This is a genomic window from Solibacillus sp. iso_87, from assembly GCF_056173085.1.
Map to the genome: position 1 here is coordinate 1,057,082 of NZ_CM149656.1, position 20,713 is coordinate 1,077,794.

The window sequence follows — 20,713 nt, forward strand, 5'->3', positions numbered from 1 at the left end:
AATTGTCGAATACTCTAATTAGATTGTGCTAAAAAATTATTATAGTATGATGTTGTTTTGTTATTGGAAGATTAAAACTAAAGAGAAGCTTAATAAAGAGAAATTCAAAAAAACGACTTCGGGCTAGACGTAGATGAACGTTTTCTTTTATAATCGACTTTTGTGTAGTACAATATAAATTAGTCAAATAGAGCCAAGGGGGCATTCACTATGTCAGTAGAATTAAATAACGAATTCGGTCATATTGATATATCCAATGATGTTATTGCTCAAATTGCTGGTGGAGCAGCGATTGAATGCTATGGCATTGTAGGCATGGCATCAAAACATCAAATTCGTGATGGTTTAACAGATATTTTACGAAAAGAGAATTTTGCAAAAGGTGTGCTCATTCGCCAAGAAGGTGATGACTTACATATTGATATGTACATTATTGTAAGCTATGGTACGAAAATTTCTGAGATCGCTTATCAAGTACAATCCAAAGTAAAATATACAGTAAATAAAACATTAGGTATGAGCGTTAAATCAGTTAATATTTTTGTTCAAGGCGTTCGTGTTGCGAATGTGTAAGAGGAGGAAATGAATCGAATGAAGTCTTTAGACGGAATTAAATTTGCTGAAATGGTACAAATGGGTGCACATCACCTATACCAAAACGCAGCTTATGTAGATTCGCTAAATGTATTCCCTGTGCCGGATGGTGATACAGGGACAAATATGAATTTATCAATGACATCTGGTGCAGATGAAACAGAAGCCAATGTAAGTGCACATATCGGTAAAACAGCTCAGGCTTTATCAAAAGGCTTACTAATGGGTGCACGCGGAAATTCAGGCGTAATTTTATCGCAGTTATTCCGCGGGTTCGGTAAAGCGATTGAAAAAGAAACTGAAATCGATGCGAAAGGCTTAGCGAATGCATTTCAGGCTGGTGTAGATACGGCCTATAAAGCCGTTATGAAACCAGTGGAAGGGACAATCTTAACGGTTGCTCGTGAAGCGGCAGCAAAAGGTGTGGAAGTTGCTGAAACAGAAGAAGATATGATTGTCTTGATGGAAGCGTTTATCGAGGAAGCAAAACAATCATTAAACCGCACGCCGGATCTTTTACCTGTATTAAAAGAAGTGGGCGTTGTTGATAGCGGCGGCCAAGGACTGCTATTCGTTTATGAAGGATTCCTTGCTTCTATGAAAGGCGAGCCATTACCGGAAAAAAATGAATCTTCACTGGACGATTTAATTAATGCAGAACATCACCGTGTACAAGACTTCATGGACACATCTGACATTGAATTTGGATACTGTACAGAAATCATGGTGCGTTTCGAGGAAGATAAGTCACCATTTGATGAAGAGCAGTTCCGCCAAGAATTGAATCCGATGGGCGACTCATTACTCGTAATCTCGGACGATGAAATTGCAAAAGTACATATACACTCGGAAACTCCAGGTGCCGTACTTGCAGCGGGTCAAAAATATGGTAGCTTAATTAAAATTAAAGTAGACAATATGCGTGAACAGCATTCTGCGATTGTCAACGATGCACCACAAGCACCTGCGAAACAGCAAAAAACAAAAGTACCATATGCGATTGTAACGATTGCAATGGGTGAAGGTGTATCCAATCTTCTACGCTCGATCGGTGCTTCTTATGTAATTGAAGGCGGACAGACGATGAACCCTTCTACAGAAGACATTGTAAAAGCAGTAAAAGAAATTGGTGCAGAGCGTGTACTAATTTTACCGAACAACAAAAATATCATTATGGCGGCAGAGCAAGCAACTGAACTTCTGGAAATTGAAGCAGCGGTTGTGCCGACAAAAACGATCCCTCAAGGAATGGCAGCTATTTTAGCATTCAATCCTGCTGAGTCGGTTGAAACGAATAAGGCAAACATGACACAAGGCTTTGCACATGTGAAGACTGGTCAAGTAACATTTGCAGTACGTGATACATCGATCGACGGTGTTGAAATCCGCAAAGATGATTATATGGCATTAGCTGAAGGTAAAATTATTTTATCGACTCCTGAAATGATGGATGCAGCGAAAAAAGTGCTTGAAGGATTAATGGATGAAGATTCAGAAATCATCACAATCATTTATGGTGAAGATGCGACAGCAGAACAAGCCGATGAATTACAAAACTTTATCGAAGAAAACTACCCGGATGCTGAAGTGGAAATTGTTGAAGGTAAGCAATCCCTGTATCCGTTCATTTTATCTGTAGAATAAAATCAATAGTGAAAGCAGTGTGTACATTCATGTATGCACTGCTTTCATTATGTTTAAGTGGAGAGACACGGGCGAATTTGAAGATAATTTAACGCAGTTTTTCCCGTTATTCGGTAATGGAGCCTGTTTAGTGAGAATTAAGGGTAATACTTCCGGCCACTTATCCACTGTGTAGCTTAATGTCAGCGTAAACTTATGGAGGTTAATCCTCAATTTGGTTATTGTTCTGTTTTTACAACAAGAAGTTTGTTAATTGCAGAGAAAATGAGTACACTAAGAGTAAATGAAAGTATGAAAGAATATGGGGGGATAACTTTATGAAATTTACATCAGTCTTTGATATTATTGGACCTGTTATGATTGGTCCATCCTCTTCACATACAGCAGGGGCAGCACGAATTGGACGTGTTGCACGCGACTTGTTTGGACGCCAGCCGAAATGGGCGAAAATTTATTTATACGGCTCCTTTGCCGAAACATACCGCGGCCATGGAACAGATGTGGCGATTGTCGGTGGATTACTAGATTACGATACGGATGATGAACGTATTAAAACTTCTTTTGCTGAAGCAGAAAAAGCAGGCTTGCAGTTTGAATTTATTCCGGAAACAGCTAATAAAGAGCATCCGAATACCGCACGCATTTTAATGGGTGATGACGAATCAGAAATGAGCGTTGAGGGCATTTCAATCGGCGGCGGTAAAATTGAAATTAGTGAAGTAAATGGATTTAAGCTGCGTCTGACAGGCGGGATGCCGGCAATTTTAGTTGTGCATGATGACCGTGCAGGCTGTATTGCAAACGTGGCCAACTGTTTAGCCATGCATCATGTCAATATTGGACATATGGAAGTATCGCGTATTGAACGTGGTTTAACCGCTTTAATGGTAATTGAAGTCGATCAAAACATTGATCAGCGTCTATTAGAGCAAATTTCATACATTCCACATATTACAAAAGTATCGAAAATTAATAACTAAGGGGTGACAAATATGGATGTTTTATTCCGCAGTGTTCGTGAGTTAGTGGAGTTAGCCGAAAGAGAAGGAAAACTTATTTCCGAATTGATGATCGAGCAGGAAATGTTAATTACAGGTCGCTCGCGCGAAGAAATTTTTACACAGATGGACCGCAATTTAACGATTATGGAAGAAGCAGTAGAGCGTGGTTTAAAAGGCGTACAGTCCGTAACAGGTTTAACTGGAGGCGATGCTGTACTCATTCAAAATTATATTAAAAAAGGCAATACATTAGCCGGAGACCTTTTACTTGATGCTGTCAGCAAAGCCGTTGCAACAAATGAAGTGAATGCGGCAATGGGTACAATTTGTGCGACTCCAACTGCAGGTTCAGCGGGAGTAGTTCCGGGGACATTATTTGCAGTTCAGAATAAATTAAATCCGACACGTGAACAAATGATTCGCTATTTATTCACTTCTGGCGCGTTTGGATTTATCGTTGCGAACAATGCTTCGATTTCAGGTGCAGAAGGTGGCTGTCAGGCGGAAGTCGGCAGTGCATCGGCAATGGCGGCGGCAGCGATTGTAGAAATGGCTGGCGGAACAGCGCAGCAAAGTTCGGAAGCATTTGCCATCACGCTGAAAAATATGCTCGGATTAGTATGTGACCCGGTTGCAGGCTTAGTGGAAGTACCTTGTGTGAAACGTAATGCAATGGGTGCATCGAACTCATTAGTCGCAGCAGATATGGCATTGGCAGGTGTGACAAGCCGCATTCCATGTGATGAGGTAATCGGCGCAATGTACCGAATCGGTCAGGCAATGAGCCCGAACTTAAAAGAAACAGCGCGTGGCGGTTTAGCTGCAACACCAACAGGCAAAGCCATTACCCATGCAATCTTTGAAGGCGGAGACCTGAAAAGCCTACTGAAATCGCGTGTAGGCAGTAACTAACTATCAGTTTAGAAACTGAAGAAATTGAATAAAGAATTATAAAAGCACTAAACAACTAAAAAATGAGCACAAATTTTTGTGTTCTTTTTTTAGTTTATGAGGGAACGTATGCACCCATTTTATGATATTGTTAAACTATAAAGTGAAACTTCAATCAGGGGGTACATACCCCACTGATTGGTAGTTAAACCAATCGGGCTTTTACGGGTAGTTAATTCCCGCCGATCACCTTCGCTCTGCTTCAGTCTAGAGGCGGGCATTTACTACCCGTTAATGCGGGATAAAAACTCGTAAAGGAAGGAAGTGTCGACAATGATTCATGAGCCAGTTTCACAATTAAAGGGAATCGGAAAAGAAACAGCCGAAAATTTAATGAAAATTGGCATCGAGACAATCCATGACTTGATTTGGACATTTCCATACCGCCATGAAGATTTTCGATTAAAAGATCTAACTGAAACACCGCATAATGAGCGTGTGACGATTGAAGCACGAATCGAAAGTGAACCGACCGTATTATTTTTAGGGAAAAATAAATCCCGTTTGCAATTTACGGCTCTTGCAGGAAGACATTTAATTAAAATTGTGTTTTTCAATCAAAATTATTTACGGCAAAAAATTTCAACTGGCGGCATCATTACGGTTACCGGAAAATGGGATCGCGGACGTCAAGTTATTGTCGGATCGTCCGTGACATTCGGACCGAAAACAGAACAAGTCGATTTTGAGCCTGTTTATAGTTTAAAAGGGAATATACAGCAAAAGCGCTTCCGTAAATATATGCGCCAGGCATTAGATACTGTGAAGGAACAACTGCCTGAAACATTGCCGAATTATCTGCGTGAAAGCTATCAGTTAGTTAATATTCAAGAAGCGCTTGAAGGTGTGCATTTCCCGCAAAATGCAGACCATGCAAAACAGGCGCGACGCCGCTTCGTATACGAAGAATTACTGCAATTCCAACTGCGTATTCAAGCATTGAGAAAAGCGAATAAGGAAAATGAAAAGGGAATTTCCGTTCGCTTTGATCTGGAGAAATTAAAGGAATTTATTGCGACTCTGCCGTATGAATTAACAGGTGCCCAAAAGCGGGTTGTCAATGAAATTTGCAAGGATTTACTGCTCCCGCAACGTATGAACCGCCTACTTCAAGGGGATGTTGGTTCTGGGAAGACGGTCGTTGCGGCAATCGGCCTATATGCAGCTGTAACGGCTGGGTATCAAGGGGCTTTAATGGCACCGACCGAAATTTTAGCAGAACAGCATGCGGAAAACTTACATATGTGGTTTGATCCGATTGGTGTCAAGATCGCTTTATTATCGGGCTCCACAAAAACAAAGGCGCGACGTGAATTGTTGGCACAGCTCGCAGCAGGAGAAATCGATATTCTCATTGGGACACATGCACTTATTCAGCCGGATGTTGAATTCAAGAAGCTAGGATTTGTCATAACGGATGAACAGCATCGTTTTGGTGTAGAACAACGTCGTGTACTGCGTGAAAAAGGCGAAAATCCGGATGTACTGTTCATGACCGCAACACCTATCCCGCGTACATTAGCCATTACAGCTTTTGGTGAGATGGATGTTTCGATTATTGATGAGTTGCCTGCCGGGCGTAAAGAGATTGAAACGCATTGGCTGAAAAAAGAACAGCTGAACAGTGTGCTGATGCGTATGACCCAAGAACTTGAAGCAGGCCGCCAAGCGTATGTCATTGCTCCGTTAATCGAAGAGTCCGATAAACTGGATGTGCAAAATGCAGTGGAAGCTTACGAACAATTGAAGGCCTATTTCGGCACCCGTTTTGAAATCGGCCTGATGCATGGTCGACTGCATTCGGACGAAAAAGATGCGGTCATGCGAGCATTTAGTGATGGGGAAATTCATGTACTTGTATCGACAACTGTTGTCGAAGTTGGGGTAAACGTACCAAACGCGACATTCATGACAATTTATGATGCCGAGCGTTTTGGTTTAGCGCAGCTTCACCAGCTACGTGGACGTGTTGGTCGTGGAGAACATCAATCCTATTGTGTGCTGATTGCCGATCCGAAAACAGATGAAGGAAAAGAACGTATGTTGAGTATGACCGAGACGAATGACGGTTTCCGCCTAGCTGAAAAAGATTTGGAACTGCGAGGATCAGGGGATTTCTTCGGGAAAAGACAAAGCGGGTTGCCGGAATTTAAATTGGCCGACCTTGTCCATGATTACCGGGCACTTGAAACGGCAAGACAGGATGCCGAGAAGATGCTTTATGATGAAGCATTCTGGCAAGATCAGGAATATGAATTTTTACGAGAAGATTTAACGGCTTCTGGAGTTATGCAAGGAGAACGAATCGATTAAACGGTTAGAACCTGTAATTGGTGGAAAACTATTTAGGCTACTTAATAATGCTGAAAAGAGGTTATAAGATGGGAAACATGTATCCGTATTTCGTGTTAAATGGACGAGCAAAAGAGGCAGTGGTGTTATATGCAGAACTGTTTAATGCCAAAAGTGTAACGATTTCAACATTTGGAGAATTACCGCCAAATCCTGAGCACCCTATTCCGCCAGAAGCAAAGGATTTGGTCATGAATGCACAAATTGAGCTGGAGGAAGGTCAAATGATGTTTTCCGATACGTATCCGGGCTCTCCGCAAGTGACGGTAGGGGACAATATCAGCATTGCCTATACGTCAAAAGACGAGCAGGAAATCCGATTTATTTTCGATGGTTTAAAAGAAGGCGGAAAGATCGTAATGGAGTTACAGGAGACCTTTTGGAGCAAGTGCTATGGACAAGTAACAGATAAGTTTGGTGTGCTGTGGCAGCTAAGCCTGGAGGCATAAGATTTTAGGAACGCAACAAAAAGTTGTTGCGTTCTTTTTTTTATACATGTATATTGATATTAGTACCAAGTGCTAATACTAATCTTTTAGAAAATTAAAGGTAGGTAACAAATACGATGAAGCGTTCCAAAAAAGAGCGACAGTCGTTATTGACTGAACAGATCGCAGACAATCCTTTCGTGACAGATGAACAATTAGCAGCTGAATTTAATGTGAGCGTTCAAACAATTCGATTGGATCGCATGGAACTCGCTATTCCGGAATTGCGTGAGCGTATTAAAGATGTTGCTGCTAAAAAATATGATGAAGTAAAATCGTTGCCACTTGATGAAGTCATCGGTGAAATTATTGATATAGAGCTGGATAATCGGGCAATTTCAATATTTGATGTTGGAGAAGAGCATGTTTTCCAGCGCAATGGCATAGCACGCGGTCACCATTTATTTGCACAGGCCAATTCTTTGGCGGTTGCAGTAATTGATGATGAGCTCGCCCTTACTGTAAAATCAAATGTAGCTTTCGTGAAGCCGGTTCGAGCAGGAAATCGTGTCGTAACGAAGGCAGTTGTAAAAGGGAAAAACCCGGATAAAAACCGTACGTTTATTGAAGTGACTTCTTCTGTTGATAATGAAATAGTTTTCAAGGGAGAGTTTGAAATGTATCGGATGAAAGGTGAAGAAACAACATGAAAATAGCAGTAGATGGTATGGGTGGAGATAACGCACCAAAGGCAATTGTTGAAGGTGTCTTCATGGCACTTGAAGATTTTCCGAAATTAACGATTGATTTATATGGCGATGAACAAAAAATGGCACCTTATTTAAAAAATCATGATCGCCTAACGGTTGTTCATTGTAGTGAAGTTGTAGAGGCAGAGGACGATCCGGCACGCGCAGTACGCCGCAAAAAGGATTCTTCAATGGCTCGTATGCTTGATGCAGTTGCTGAAGGAAAGGCAGACGCTTGTTTATCGGCAGGGAATACTGGTGCTTTAATGGCAGGCGGACTTTTCAAAGTAGGCCGTATTGATGGGGTAGCACGTCCTGCATTAGCAACAACACTACCGACGATGAATGGTGATGGCTTCCTTATGCTTGATTTAGGGGCGAATGCAGATGCAAAGCCTGAAAACTTATTACAGTACGCAATTATGGGTGATATTTATGTGAAGCAAGTACGCGGTCAAAAAGCACCTCGTATTGGTTTATTAAATATCGGAACTGAAGATAAAAAAGGTAATGAATTAACTAAAGCGGCATTCACATTGATGAAAGAAGCGGATTTTAACTTTGAAGGCAATGTGGAAGCACGCGAATTACTGAATGGGGTCGCTGATGTTGTCGTAACGGATGGGTTTACAGGCAATATGGTACTGAAAACAATTGAAGGTACGGCAGGCACGGTTTTCAAAATGTTGAAGGATGCGTTATTTGCCACGACAAAAACGAAAATTGCTGCTGCATTAGTAAAAAATGACCTAAAACAGTTAAAAGATAAAATGGATTATACAGAATACGGGGGCGCGGCTTTATTCGGCCTGAAAGCACCTGTTATTAAAGCGCATGGTTCTTCGAATGCACGTGCGGTTTACAGTGCAATTCGCCAAGCGACAATTATGGTAGAGCATAAAGTATGCGAAACAATTACCAAAAAAATTGAGCAATTGCCAAAGCCAGAATAAAGCTTTTTCACAAAGGGGATTATCAAATGACAAAAATTGCTTTTATTTTTCCAGGACAAGGTTCACAAACTGTAGGGATGGGTGCGGAGTTTGTTGCGAATGATGAAGTAAGCAAACAGTATTATGAACGAGCAAACGAAGTGTTGAACCTTCCATTGTCGGACTATATGTTAAACGGTCCACAAGAAACATTAACACTGACATACCATGCTCAGCCAGCTTTATTGACATCAGGGGTGATGATCGCAAATAAGCTGATTGAAGCTGGTATTGCACCGCAATATACTGCGGGGCATTCATTAGGAGAATACAGTGCATTTGTCATTTCAGGAGTAATTGATTTTGAAGATGCAGTTCAAACGGTTCATAGACGGGGTGTATTTATGGACGAGGCAGTACCTGCAGGTCAAGGAGCAATGGCAGCTATATTGGCGTTAGACGGAGTAGAACTAGACGCCATTTGCCAGCAAGTATCCGCTGAAGGAGAAGTCGTTCAAGTAGCGAACTTCAACTGTCCGGGCCAAATTGTGATTTCAGGGACGAAACAAGGTGTTGACGAAGCATGTAAAAGAGCGAAGGAAGCAGGAGCAAAACGAGCTTTACCTTTAGTCGTAAGCGGTCCTTTCCATAGTTCATTAATGCAAAAAGCGGCACATCATTTAAAAGATACGGTAGCAAAATTACCATTACAGGAACCAAAAATTCCGGTAGTGAGCAATGTAACTTCAGAGCTTTTAACAACGGTTGAAGCAATTAAAGAAGAAATGGTTGCCCAAGTAACAAGCTCTGTACAATGGCAGCAAAACATTGAAAAGCTTATTGCTGAAGGGGTAACGGTCTTTATCGAATGCGGACCTGGAAAAGTATTATCAGGCTTAGTGAAAAAAATCGACCGCAATGTACAAACATACTGTGTATATGATGAGGCGAGTTTGACACAAGTTGTTGAGGCATCAAAGGAGTGGAAACAATGGGTTTAACAGGGAAATGTGCTGTTGTAACAGGGGCATCTCGTGGCATTGGTCGCGCAATCGCATTACAATTGGCAAGTGAAGGTGCAAAAGTCGTTGTCAATTATAGCGGGAGCGAGCAAAAGGCACAGGAAGTTGTAGAAGAAATTAAAGCAAATGGCGGCGAAGCAATTGCCGTACAGGCGAATGTAGCAGATGCGGATTCTGTACAGAATTTAATGAAATCAGCGCTTGATACGTACGGTTCGATTGATATTCTAGTGAACAATGCGGGCATTACGCGTGACAATCTATTAATGCGTATGAAAGATGACGAATGGGATGATGTCATCAATACGAATTTAAAAGGTGTTTTCCTTTGTACAAAAGCTGTAACGCGTCAAATGATGAAACAGCGTGCAGGACGCATTATTAATATTTCTTCAATCGTTGGGGTTGCAGGGAATGCCGGACAGGCAAACTATGTAGCAGCAAAAGCTGGTGTGATCGGTCTGACGAAAACGACTGCGCAGGAACTTGCATCACGTAATATTTTAGTCAATGCCATCGCACCAGGTTTTATTACAACGGAAATGACAGAAGGCTTACCGGAAGATTTAAAAGAAGGTATGCTTAAACAAATCCCGTTGGCAAAACTTGGTCAACCGGAAGATATCGCAAAAGCTGTCGTATTTTTCGCATCAGACAGCGCTAACTACATTACAGGCCAAACCCTCCAAATAGACGGCGGCATGGTAATGGCTTAATATGATTGAAATATAAGTAATCTAGTTGATTCGAGTGAAGTGCCCGCGGAAAGCGTGCCCGGAACGGAAATCAACTGGGTTAGAATTTTTGAGGGGAGGTGACTGATTTGTCTACAGTATTTGAGCGTGTTTCAAAAGTAGTCGTTGACCGTTTAGGCGTCGACGAAAGCGAAGTGAAATTAGAAGCATCATTCCGTGAGGATTTAGGTGCAGATTCATTAGATGTTGTTGAGTTAGTAATGGAACTTGAAGATGAGTTCGATATGGAAATTTCTGATGAAGATGCAGAAAAAATTGCAACAGTTGGTAATGCAATTTCATACATCGAAAGCAAAATCAGCTAATTCATTTATAAAACACAGGGCTGTACGAAGTCACAACGACTTTTGTACAGCCTTTTTTGCGTCTGAAAATTGCGTTAAATAACAGTTTCTAGTTGACCGAACAATTAAAACGAAATTTGATAGGAATTTGACTGATACCCTTTGCACAATGCTATAGAACAAGGTAAACTAAACGATAGAAACTAGAAGGAAGGCAGAAAGTACATGACCTATAGAAAAAAAGGGAACAACCAGAAACCCGGTGTACTCCCTGAAAAAGTAAAATCACAATTTCAAGTTTTAGAAAACGAAATGAACATTCATTTCCAGAATAAAGATTTATTATATCAAGCATTTACACATTCATCTTATGTGAATGAGCATCGCCGCAAATTATTTACGGACAACGAGCGATTAGAATTTTTAGGGGACGCTGTATTAGAGTTATCTGTATCAAAATATTTATTTGAAAAATTTCCGAATATGAGCGAAGGGGAACTTACGAAATTACGTGCATCAATCGTTTGTGAGCCATCACTAGTTGTTTTTGCGAATGAACTAAACTTCGGACAATTCGTTTTATTAGGTAAAGGTGAAGAATTAACAGGTGGTCGCGAACGTCCGGCACTACTTGCTGACGTATTTGAATCATTTGTCGGAGCCCTTTATTTAGATCAAGGCCTAGAAGTAGTTGTCGCATTTTTAGAACGTGTCGTATTCCCTAAAGTTGAAGTCGGTGCTTTTTCGCATGTGATGGATTTTAAAAGTCAATTACAAGAAATTATTCAACAAACAAATAACGGCCTTTTAAATTATGAAATTGTTGATGAAAAAGGTCCAGCACATAATCGAACATTCGTTTCACGCGTATTGTTAAACAGCCGGGAGTTAGGTATTGGCCGTGGAAAATCAAAGAAAGAGGCTGAGCAGCAAGCAGCACAAAGTGCCATGCTGATGCTTAAGCAGTCGAAGCAAGAGGAGGAATAACATGTTCCTTAAAAGACTCGAAGTAGTAGGCTTTAAATCATTTGCCGAACGTATCGGGATTGATTTTGTACCTGGTGTTACAGCAGTTGTAGGACCAAATGGTAGTGGGAAAAGTAATGTAACAGATGCAATCCGGTGGGTATTAGGAGAGCAGTCTGCCAAAAGTCTGCGTGGAGCCAAAATGGAAGACGTTATTTTTGCAGGAAGTGAATCAAGAAGAGCACTGAACTTTGCGGAAGTTACACTCGTTTTAGATAATACAGATGAACAAGTAGCAATACCTTATACAGAAGTAAGTGTGACAAGACGTGTTTATCGCTCAGGCGAAAGTGAATATTTACTGAATAACCAGCAATGTCGTCTAAAAGATATTACAGACTTGTTCATGGATTCGGGGCTTGGGAAAGAAGCATTTTCCATTATTTCACAAGGACGAGTTGATGAAATTCTAAACAGCCGTCCAGATGACCGCCGCAGTATTTTTGAAGAGGCTGCGGGTGTTTTAAAATATAAGCAGCGCAAGAAAAAAGCGGAGCATAAGCTTGTTGAAACAGATGAAAATCTAAATCGGGTTCTCGATATTTTACATGAAATCGATCAGCGTCTGGAGCCATTGAAAATTCAGGCTTCCAGCGCGAAAGATTACGTGAGAATGACCGAAGAACTGAAAGATTTTGATATAGCATTAATGGTTCATGATATCCGTGCAAACGGCAAAGTATTGCAAGGCTATACTGAAGAGCAGCGAAAATTAACAGCAACCGAAAAAGAACATGCAACTGAAATTGCGACAGTGGAACAACAACTGCGCAAAATGCGTACGGAGTTGAAAGCGATTGACGAAGTGGTGGACAGTTCTCAAGAACAGCTTGTCGAGGCGAGCGCGGAAGTAGAACGATGGGAAGGCCGTAAAGCGCTATTTAACGAAAAGCGTTCAAATGCCGAAAAACAAATTCAGCAACTACGTGAAAGCTTAACGGAAGCATCCAATACTGTAAAAGAACTGCAAGAGGCTGAACGGGAAAAACGCGGGCAGTTTACGGAAAAGCAAAAAATCGTTAGCGAAATTCGTTCGACGCTAAAACAGGTCGAGCAAGCTTTAACACGCTCTGCTTCGGAAATCGAACAAGAAATTGAAGATGCGAAAAATACGTACATTAACTTGCTTAACGAAGAAGCGACAGTAAAAAATGAATTAAAGCATATCGATCAGCAGCTTTCGCAGGAACAGGCATCTGTTGAGCGAATGACAGGTCGTTCATCTGAAATTCAAAAAGAACTAACTGAAGCACTCATTGCGAAAGAAGTGACAGAACGTGCACTTGAACAGGCGGAACTGTCTGTGAAAGAGCAACTAAATCATTTTGATGTAATTCAGCATCAGTTAAAATCAGCGACTGCCGATTTAGATGAAAAGCAAGCATTATTGTATAAAGCTTATCAGCATCATCAGCAATTAAAAGCGCGTAAAGAGACATTGGCTGAACTTGAAGCTGATTTCTCAGGCTTCTTCCATGGTGTTAAGGAAGTCCTTTTAGCTCGGGATCGTAAAGAACTGCAAGGGATCGAAGGTGCAGTAGCCGAGCTAATTCAAGTCGAGGCAAAATACTCACAGGCGATAGAAACTGCTTTAGGTGCAGCTTCACAGCATATTGTGACTGAGAATGAACAACATGCTCAAAAAGCAATTGGCTGGTTGAAGCAAAAACGTGCAGGCCGTGCAACATTTTTACCGAAAACAGTAATGCGTTCACGGAAAATTCATGCACAGCAATTAAGCGATATTCAATCACACCCTGCTTATGTTGCATTGGCATATGAACTAGTAAATTATGCACAAGAAAATACAACAATTATTGAAAACCTTTTAGGTAATGTATTAGTTGCATCTTCTTTGGAAGGTGCAAGTCAAATTGCCCGTTTATGCGGATTTAAGTACCGCGTTGTTACCCTTGAAGGGGACATCGTGAATGCTGGTGGTTCTTTAACAGGTGGTGCCGTAAAGCAGCAAAGTTCATTGTTCTCGCGTAAAGCGGAACTCGACAAACTCGTAACGACGTTGGGAGAAATGGAGTCAACAATCCATTCTGCCGAGCAAACGGTAGCGACGAAGAAAGAACAGATTGCATCATTACGACACTCATTAGAAGAGATGAAGCTGCAAGGTGAAACATTGCGTGAGCAAGAGCAAATTCACCGTGCGAAGCTTATGGAACTTGATATGATTGTGAAGAACTTACAGACGACGGTAACGATTACGCAGTCGGAGCAAACTTCATTATCGACACGTAAAGAGTCGTTAAACGAACAGCAGTCAGTTGCACAATCACGATTGACAGAATTAAGTAAAGAATTACAGGAAATTCAGCAAACGGTTGATGAACTGACACTCGCTAAGGCACAGAGTGAAACACAAAAAGATGTATTGCGTGAACAGTTAGCTCAACAAAGATCTGAGCTTGCTGTTGCCCAAGAGCAATTGACGCAAGTACAGGCATCGATTGCAGGAATTGAACTGAATTTGTCTAAAGCGCAGGCAAATGTCGAAAAAATTTCCCGGGAAATCGACTGGATAGAATCTGAAGATGGCTTAAATGGTCCATCAGCAGAAGAATTAGCCCAAACAATTGTCGAATGGACGGAGAAAAAAGACGTACTGACAGAAATTATTCAAAAGAACCGTACACTGCGTTCTACTTTGCATGAGCAAGTTACGGAGAATGAAATTCACCTGCAGGAAATACAGCGAGTACACAAAAGCTATGTTGATGCATTGCGTGCACTCGAGCTGAAATGCAGCCGAATTGAATTTGAAATGAATAGTTTGCAAGAGCAATTACTTGAGCAATATGAATTAGACGTTTTATCTGCTCAAGAAGAAGCAATCAGCATTGAAGATGAAGAACAAGTTCGACGGAAAGTGAAGCTGCTGAAGCAATCGATCGAAGAACTTGGTCCAGTCAATTTAACTTCGATTGAGGAATACGAGCGTGTGCAGGAACGCTATACATTTTTAAGTGAACAACGAGAAGATTTAGTTGCTGCAAAAGATACGCTGCACAAAGCAATCGGCGAGATGGATGAAGAAATGACAGAACGCTTCAGTGAAACATTCAAGCAGATTCGCAAGCAATTCGTCATTTCGTTTAGAGAGCTGTTTGGTGGCGGTACTGCGGACCTGGTGCTGTTGGATCCTAATAACATGTTAGAGACGGGTATAGAAATTATTGCCCAGCCACCAGGGAAAAAACTGCAAAGCTTAAGTCTGCTTTCTGGCGGAGAACGTGCATTAACGGCTATTGCTTTATTGTTTGCGATTTTAAATACACGACCTGTACCATTCTGTATTTTGGATGAGGTTGAAGCAGCATTGGATGAATCGAATGTTGTGCGTTATAGTGAATATTTACGTAAATTTAGTGAGCATACTCAATTCATCGTCATTACACACCGTAAAGGCACGATGGAAGGGGCAGATGTTCTGTACGGTATTACAATGCAAGAGTCAGGTGTATCGAAACTTGTATCTGTAAAACTGGAAGAACATGCTGAATTAGTAGCGCAAGGGAGTGGCGGAAGATGAGTTTTTTTAAGCGACTGAAAGAAAAACTGGCAGGTAGCAGTGAACAAAAAGAACAGCAAGAACTACAAGATCAACAGGTAGATTTGTTACCGCTTGACGAACAAGTACAGGAAGAAAATCAATTAATCGAGACAGTGGAAGAAGAAATTTCTGTGATTGAACAAACTGTTGAAAAAGAGCAGGAAGAAACAGTTGAGCAGCCGGTAATTGAAGAGATACAGCCTGTTGAAGAAGAAATTTCTAATCAATCGGACGCAGAAGTTGAAGAACCTCAAAAGCAGTCTGCCTGGTCGATTACCCAGAAGTTTAAAGCGGGATTGGAAAAGACACGTAATTCTTTCACTTCTAAAGTAAACGATTTAGTTGCACGTTATCGTAAAGTGGATGAAGATTTCTTTGAAGAGCTGGAAGATGTACTGCTGCAAGCGGATGTCGGCTTTGAAACAGTGATGGAATTAATGGATAAATTACGTTTTGAAGTACAGCGTCAAAACATTAAAGATACGAACGGAATTCAGACGATCATTTCCGAAAAGCTTGTCGAAATTTATGAATCTGGTGAAGAAAATTTAACAGAATTAAATATTCAGCAGAGCGGAGATTTAACGGTTATTTTATTTGTTGGGGTTAATGGTGTCGGAAAGACTACGACAATCGGTAAATTGGCCCACCGTCTAAAATCGGAAGGGAAATCAGTGATGCTGGCAGCGGGTGATACTTTCCGTGCCGGTGCCATTGAGCAGCTGCAAGTATGGGGTGACCGTGTCGGTGTAGAAGTTATCGCGCAATCAGAAGGTTCCGACCCTGCAGCAGTAATGTATGATGCGATTCGTGCAGCGAAAAACCGCGGTGTTGATATTTTAATTTGTGATACAGCGGGCCGTCTGCAAAACAAAGTCAACTTAATGAACGAACTTGAAAAAGTACATCGTGTAATTTCTCGTGAAATTCCGGATGCACCACATGAAGTACTCCTTGCATTGGATGCGACAACAGGCCAAAATGCGCTTGTTCAGGCTCAAATGTTCAAAGAGGCAACAAATGTAACAGGTATCGTTTTAACTAAACTGGATGGTACGGCAAAAGGCGGTATCGTATTGGCTATTCGCAATAAACTGCATATCCCTGTAAAATTTGTAGGACTTGGTGAAAAAATGGATGATCTGCAGCCATTCGATGCAGAACGTTATGTATATGGTTTATTTGCCGAAGGACTGGAAAAAGAATTGGAAAAAGCAGAAGACTAACAATTATTTTCGCTTTATCATTATATTCAAAAAGCAATTCGTATAATTTTTACGAATTGCTTTTTTGATGAAAAAATAATTCAATCGACTGATTTTTTTTTTAACTCTGAATTGAGGGGTTGCTTTTCATGTTATATTTTGACATGATAAACTTTACCAAAACGTTTTAGTAAACATTTATTAACTAAAAGGAGATAAAAATGAAAAAAGTAACAATAGCCGACGTTGCTAAGGAAGCAAATGTTTCGGTCAGTACCGTTTCACAATTTATGAATCAGCGCTACGAGTATATGAGTGTTGAAACACGGGCAAAAATACAGTTAGCCGTTGAAAAACTGCGCTACAGGCCAAATATTTTAGCGCGAAGTCTGAAAAACAAAGGGACCCAAACAATTGGGATTATTGTCGCAAATATTATGTACACGTTTACTACACATATCGTCCATCATTTAGAGCGACACTTTCAGCAACACGGCTTCCAGGTCATTGTGTGCAATGCAAATGATAACCCGAAATTGGAACGTGAACATATTGATTTGCTGCTCGCAAAGCAGGTAGAAGGTTTTATTCTTTTCCCTACAGGCAATAACAAAGACTTGTATGACTATTTATATAACAGTAATATACCGGTTGTTTTTTTAGACCGTATGATTGCCGACGTGAAAATACCAAGTGTTCTATTGAATAATGAAAAAGCCATCGAGCTGGCAGTTGGAGAACTGATGAATAAAGGCTATGAAAATTTAGCTATTGTGGCAGGCTCGATTGAACAAAATATTACGCCTCGTCTCGAAAGGCTGGAAGGTTTCCGCCAGGCGATGAAAAAGAGGGGGGTAGCATATGGAGAGCATCAAGTAATCGCCACTTCAACGGAAAACCTGCCGGAAAAGTTCAAACAGTTACTTACTGAAGTCAGCCTCGATGGAATTATTGCCGGAAATGACCGTATGCTGCTTGCAATTTTACACTATTTGAAAGAATATGCTCCAGACATTTTGGGGAAGATCGGTATTGCTGTAATTGACGAAATGCCATTAGCTAAATTTATGTCTACAAAATTGACAACGATTGAACAGCCAACAGAAGAAATGGCAAAACAAGCGGTTCATTTGTTCCTGCAAATCAAAAAAAGCGGCTACACAGAGGAATTATTACCCGCATACCGGTTCGATCCGATTTTAGTATAGGATTTATAGCGATTGAGGAACTGTATTAAGAACAGGTCCTCTAAAACTATATGAAATATTTTTTGAGAATAATATTCTAAAAATTAAGAATTATCCTTGCAAATGTTCTGAAGATAATTTATTATTTTTTAATAAAACGTTTTACTAAATCGTTTTAGTTAAATGTAACCGCATACAAGGGGGAAAAATGATGAAAACAAAAGGGGTTTTAATGCTATTACTTGCATTAACAATATTTTTAACTGCTTGTAATTCTTCCGATGAAGCTCAAACAATCATTTTAGCCGAGAACCAGGTAGATGATTATCCTACTTCAGTCGGCGATTATGAATTTGCGAGATTAATAGAAGAAAAAACAGATGGACGTTACAAAGTGGAAGTTTACACAGGAGGTCAACTTGGTGACGAAAAGAGTGCCATCGAATTAATGCAGGTAGGGGCAATTGAACTGGCACGGGTTAATGGCAGTCCTTTAATGGAATTCTCGGATTCATTAGGCGTTTTATCGTTACCATACCTATTTTCAAATGATGAACATAAGTGGGAAGTATTGAATGGTGAAATCGGCGAGACATTATTAAATGGATTAAGCGAATCGAATTTACAAGGTTTGGCTTTTTACGATTCAGGCAACCGTCACTTCTATAATGCGGTTCGCGAGGTAAAGTCACCGGAAGATTTAGAAGGGCTAAAAATAAGAGTACAGCAATCAAGTTTAAATATTGACATGGTTGAGGCATTAGGAGCTTCTGCCACAGCAATGTCTTACGGTGAGGTATATTCGGCTATTCAAACAGGTGTTATTGATGGTGCTGAAAACAACTTCCCAAGTTATTACACGACGAATCATTTTGAAGTTGCTAAATACGTGACGATGGACGGACATTCTGGTGTACCTGAAGTTTTGACAGCTTCGAAAGCTTTCTGGAATACGCTATCTGATGAAGATAAGGAGATATTTAAGGAAGCGGCATTGGAATCACAAGTCGTGCAACGAGAAGCATGGGCAGAACTGGAAGAAAAATCTTTACTTGAAGCACGAAATGCCGGTAATACAGTTACAGTCATCGATGATGTGACACCTTGGCAAGAAGCAGTTGAACCAATCTACACAAAATACGGGGAGCAGTTTAAAGAGAATTTAGAGAAGATTCAATCATTGGTTAAGTAAACAAAGGGGAGGGCAATCGAGTGGCTACTATAAAAAAAGCAAAAAGTATTTTAGACCGCAGCCTAGATTATATTTTAGGAACGATGGTTATTGCGATGACATTAATCATCATCTATCAAATATTTACACGAAACTTTTTAGACTTCACACCGAGATGGACGGAAGAATTGGCGTTGCTTTTATTAATTTGGATCGCCTTTATTGGAATTGCAATCGGATTTAGAGACAACTTACATATTGGGGTAGGGGTATTTGTAGGTTTGATGCCAAAGAGCATTCAAAAGAAAATAGATCTCATCACTAAAGTATTGGTAGTTGCAATGAGTATCATTTTTATCTACTACGGTATCCGTTTTACATTTTTAATGCATGGCTCATTAATGGCCGGTACAAGATTGCCGCAAAGTATTTTATACAGTGCGATTCCTGTCAGTGGTTTTTTAACATTCATTTACGGGATTGAAATGTTCTTTAAAGATGCGATTCATGAAGATTTTGATGACGATGCCAAAGAAGCGATGGAGGCGGCTAAATAATGGGGATTGCGATTTTACTTGCAGTATTTGTAGTGTTATTAATTTTACGTGTACCAGTTGCATTATGTCTGGCTGTTTCGTCATTTGTCACTACGATTTATTTAGGGATTGATTTAGCAGCTATTGTACAGCGAATGGTAAGTGGATTGAACAGTTTTTCGCTTATTGCGATTCCATTTTTCATTTTAGCTGGTGAAATAATGAATGAAGGCGGTATTTCACGCCGTTTAATTAATTTAGCAAATGTTATTGTCGGTAAAGTTCGAGGCGGTTTAGCGATGGTAAACGTTTTATCATCAACGTTTTTTGGCGGTATTTCGGGTTCTGCAGTTGCGGACGTTTCATCTATTGGTTCTGTATTAATCCCAATGATGAAAAAGCAAAAATATGATGCGGAATATTCAGTTGCCGTTACTATTTCAAGTGCTGCACAAGGGGTTTTAATTCCACCAAGTCATAATATGATTATTTATTCTACTGCTGCCGGTGGTGTATCGGTTGGTGCATTGTTTATGGGAGGAATTATTCCGGGCATTGCGTTAGGCTTAATTTTAATGATCTTTGCATATGCCATTGCAGTTAAGCGTAATTATCCGAAAGGTGAACCGATTAAGCGTGAACAAGTACCGAAAATTGTACGCGAAGGTTTATTAGGATTGTTTACAGCAGTTATTATTATTGGCGGGATTTTATCCGGTATTTTCACAGCGACAGAATCTGCTGCAATCGGTGCATTATATGCGTTTATCATTTCATTTTTCGTTTATAAAGATGTGCCGATTTCGGCGATGGGGAACATTTTAAAACGTACTGTAAAAACATTGTCGATGGTATTGTTTTTAATTGCTGCTTCTTCAGCATTCGGCTGGCTGCTTGCATTTTTAAAAGTACCTGCAATGGTTACAGAAACGTTATTGGCTGTTTCACCGAACGATTTTGTTACATTATTAATTATTAATGTTATTTTACTAGTATTAGGTATGTTCATGGACATGGCACCGTTAATTCTGATTGCGACACCAATTTTATTGCCTGTAGCAATCGAAGCAGGTATGGATCCGGTTCAATTTGGTGTTGTATTAATTCTTAACTTAGCGATCGGTCTTGTAACACCGCCAGTTGGTACATGTCTGTTTGTCGGATGTGCGATAGGTAAAATACCAATTGAAAAAGCGACAAAGGGAATGCTTCCATTTTATGGAGCAATGATTGTTATACTACTATTAATAACGTTTGTTCCAGACATTACGTTAAAACTTCCGGAATTACTATTGAAGTAGGGGGACTAGA

General features: G+C 40.4%; 18 protein-coding genes. All 18 read left to right on the forward strand.

The genetic code is table 11. From position 1 onward, the window contains the following. Positions 1-210: 210 nt before the first annotated feature. The 18 genes from AC0VXV_RS05150 (at position 211) to AC0VXV_RS05235 (ending at position 20,703) form a co-directional block, all read left to right on the forward strand. Positions 211-573 (forward strand): Asp23/Gls24 family envelope stress response protein, encoded by a 363-nt coding sequence (locus AC0VXV_RS05150; RefSeq protein WP_008403339.1) that lies wholly within the window; start codon positions 211-213, stop codon positions 571-573. A gap of 18 nt (positions 574-591) precedes the next feature. Next, on the forward strand, positions 592-2,238 hold the full coding sequence (locus tag AC0VXV_RS05155; RefSeq protein ID WP_475530612.1) for a DAK2 domain-containing protein: 1,647 nt from the start codon (positions 592-594) through the stop codon (positions 2,236-2,238). A 317-nt stretch (positions 2,239-2,555) separates the two neighbouring features. Further along, positions 2,556-3,218 carry an L-serine ammonia-lyase, iron-sulfur-dependent subunit beta gene (gene sdaAB / locus AC0VXV_RS05160; RefSeq protein ID WP_475530613.1) on the forward strand — a complete coding sequence of 221 codons (663 nt, stop codon included), beginning with the start codon at positions 2,556-2,558 and terminating at the stop codon, positions 3,216-3,218. 12 nt (positions 3,219-3,230) lie between these two features. Then, complete coding sequence (sdaAA, locus tag AC0VXV_RS05165) at positions 3,231-4,151, forward strand: L-serine ammonia-lyase, iron-sulfur-dependent, subunit alpha (RefSeq protein WP_251689411.1); 921 nt, start codon at positions 3,231-3,233, stop codon at positions 4,149-4,151. A gap of 312 nt (positions 4,152-4,463) precedes the next feature. Continuing rightward, positions 4,464-6,503 carry an ATP-dependent DNA helicase RecG gene (gene recG / locus AC0VXV_RS05170; protein ID WP_475530614.1) on the forward strand — a complete coding sequence of 680 codons (2,040 nt, stop codon included), beginning with the start codon at positions 4,464-4,466 and terminating at the stop codon, positions 6,501-6,503. 68 nt (positions 6,504-6,571) lie between these two features. Then, positions 6,572-6,991: a VOC family protein gene (locus AC0VXV_RS05175; protein WP_008403332.1), complete on the forward strand. Its 420-nt coding sequence runs from the start codon at positions 6,572-6,574 to the stop codon at positions 6,989-6,991. Positions 6,992-7,107: 116 nt separating this feature from the next. After that, positions 7,108-7,680: a transcription factor FapR gene (gene fapR, locus AC0VXV_RS05180; protein WP_079525130.1), complete on the forward strand. Its 573-nt coding sequence runs from the start codon at positions 7,108-7,110 to the stop codon at positions 7,678-7,680. Then, a complete protein-coding gene (gene plsX, locus AC0VXV_RS05185; RefSeq protein ID WP_475530615.1) occupies positions 7,677-8,672 on the forward strand; it encodes a phosphate acyltransferase PlsX in 996 nt (331 codons plus the stop codon). Before fapR ends, plsX begins: the two co-directional genes overlap by 4 nt. 26 nt (positions 8,673-8,698) lie before the next feature. Then, entirely contained in the window at positions 8,699-9,652 is a 954-nt protein-coding gene (gene fabD / locus AC0VXV_RS05190) for an ACP S-malonyltransferase (RefSeq protein WP_475530616.1), read from the forward strand. After that, positions 9,643-10,389, forward strand: a complete 747-nt coding sequence (fabG, locus tag AC0VXV_RS05195; protein ID WP_079525136.1) for a 3-oxoacyl-[acyl-carrier-protein] reductase — start codon at positions 9,643-9,645, stop codon at positions 10,387-10,389. The genes fabD and fabG overlap by 10 nt, the downstream gene beginning before the upstream one ends. 107 nt (positions 10,390-10,496) lie before the next feature. Continuing rightward, positions 10,497-10,733 (forward strand): acyl carrier protein, encoded by a 237-nt coding sequence (gene acpP / locus AC0VXV_RS05200; RefSeq protein WP_008403327.1) that lies wholly within the window; start codon positions 10,497-10,499, stop codon positions 10,731-10,733. Between the two features lie 204 nt (positions 10,734-10,937). Continuing rightward, a complete protein-coding gene (rnc, locus tag AC0VXV_RS05205; RefSeq protein ID WP_475530617.1) occupies positions 10,938-11,699 on the forward strand; it encodes a ribonuclease III in 762 nt (253 codons plus the stop codon). 1 nt (position 11,700) lies between these two features. Further along, positions 11,701-15,282 carry a chromosome segregation protein SMC gene (smc, locus tag AC0VXV_RS05210; RefSeq protein WP_475530618.1) on the forward strand — a complete coding sequence of 1,194 codons (3,582 nt, stop codon included), beginning with the start codon at positions 11,701-11,703 and terminating at the stop codon, positions 15,280-15,282. After that, positions 15,279-16,529 (forward strand): signal recognition particle-docking protein FtsY, encoded by a 1,251-nt coding sequence (ftsY, locus tag AC0VXV_RS05215; protein ID WP_475530619.1) that lies wholly within the window; start codon positions 15,279-15,281, stop codon positions 16,527-16,529. The genes smc and ftsY overlap by 4 nt, the downstream gene beginning before the upstream one ends. A gap of 200 nt (positions 16,530-16,729) precedes the next feature. Beyond that, complete coding sequence (locus tag AC0VXV_RS05220; RefSeq protein WP_475530620.1) at positions 16,730-17,716, forward strand: LacI family DNA-binding transcriptional regulator; 987 nt, start codon at positions 16,730-16,732, stop codon at positions 17,714-17,716. A 187-nt stretch (positions 17,717-17,903) separates the two neighbouring features. Next, entirely contained in the window at positions 17,904-18,887 is a 984-nt protein-coding gene (locus AC0VXV_RS05225) for a TRAP transporter substrate-binding protein (RefSeq protein ID WP_475530621.1), read from the forward strand. Positions 18,888-18,907: 20 nt separating this feature from the next. Continuing rightward, complete coding sequence (locus tag AC0VXV_RS05230) at positions 18,908-19,423, forward strand: TRAP transporter small permease (RefSeq protein WP_475530622.1); 516 nt, start codon at positions 18,908-18,910, stop codon at positions 19,421-19,423. After that, the gene (locus AC0VXV_RS05235) at positions 19,423-20,703 is read left to right on the forward strand and encodes a TRAP transporter large permease (RefSeq protein WP_475530623.1); all 1,281 of its coding nucleotides are present in this window, start codon (positions 19,423-19,425) and stop codon (positions 20,701-20,703) included. The genes AC0VXV_RS05230 and AC0VXV_RS05235 overlap by 1 nt, the downstream gene beginning before the upstream one ends. Positions 20,704-20,713 lie beyond the last annotated feature (10 nt).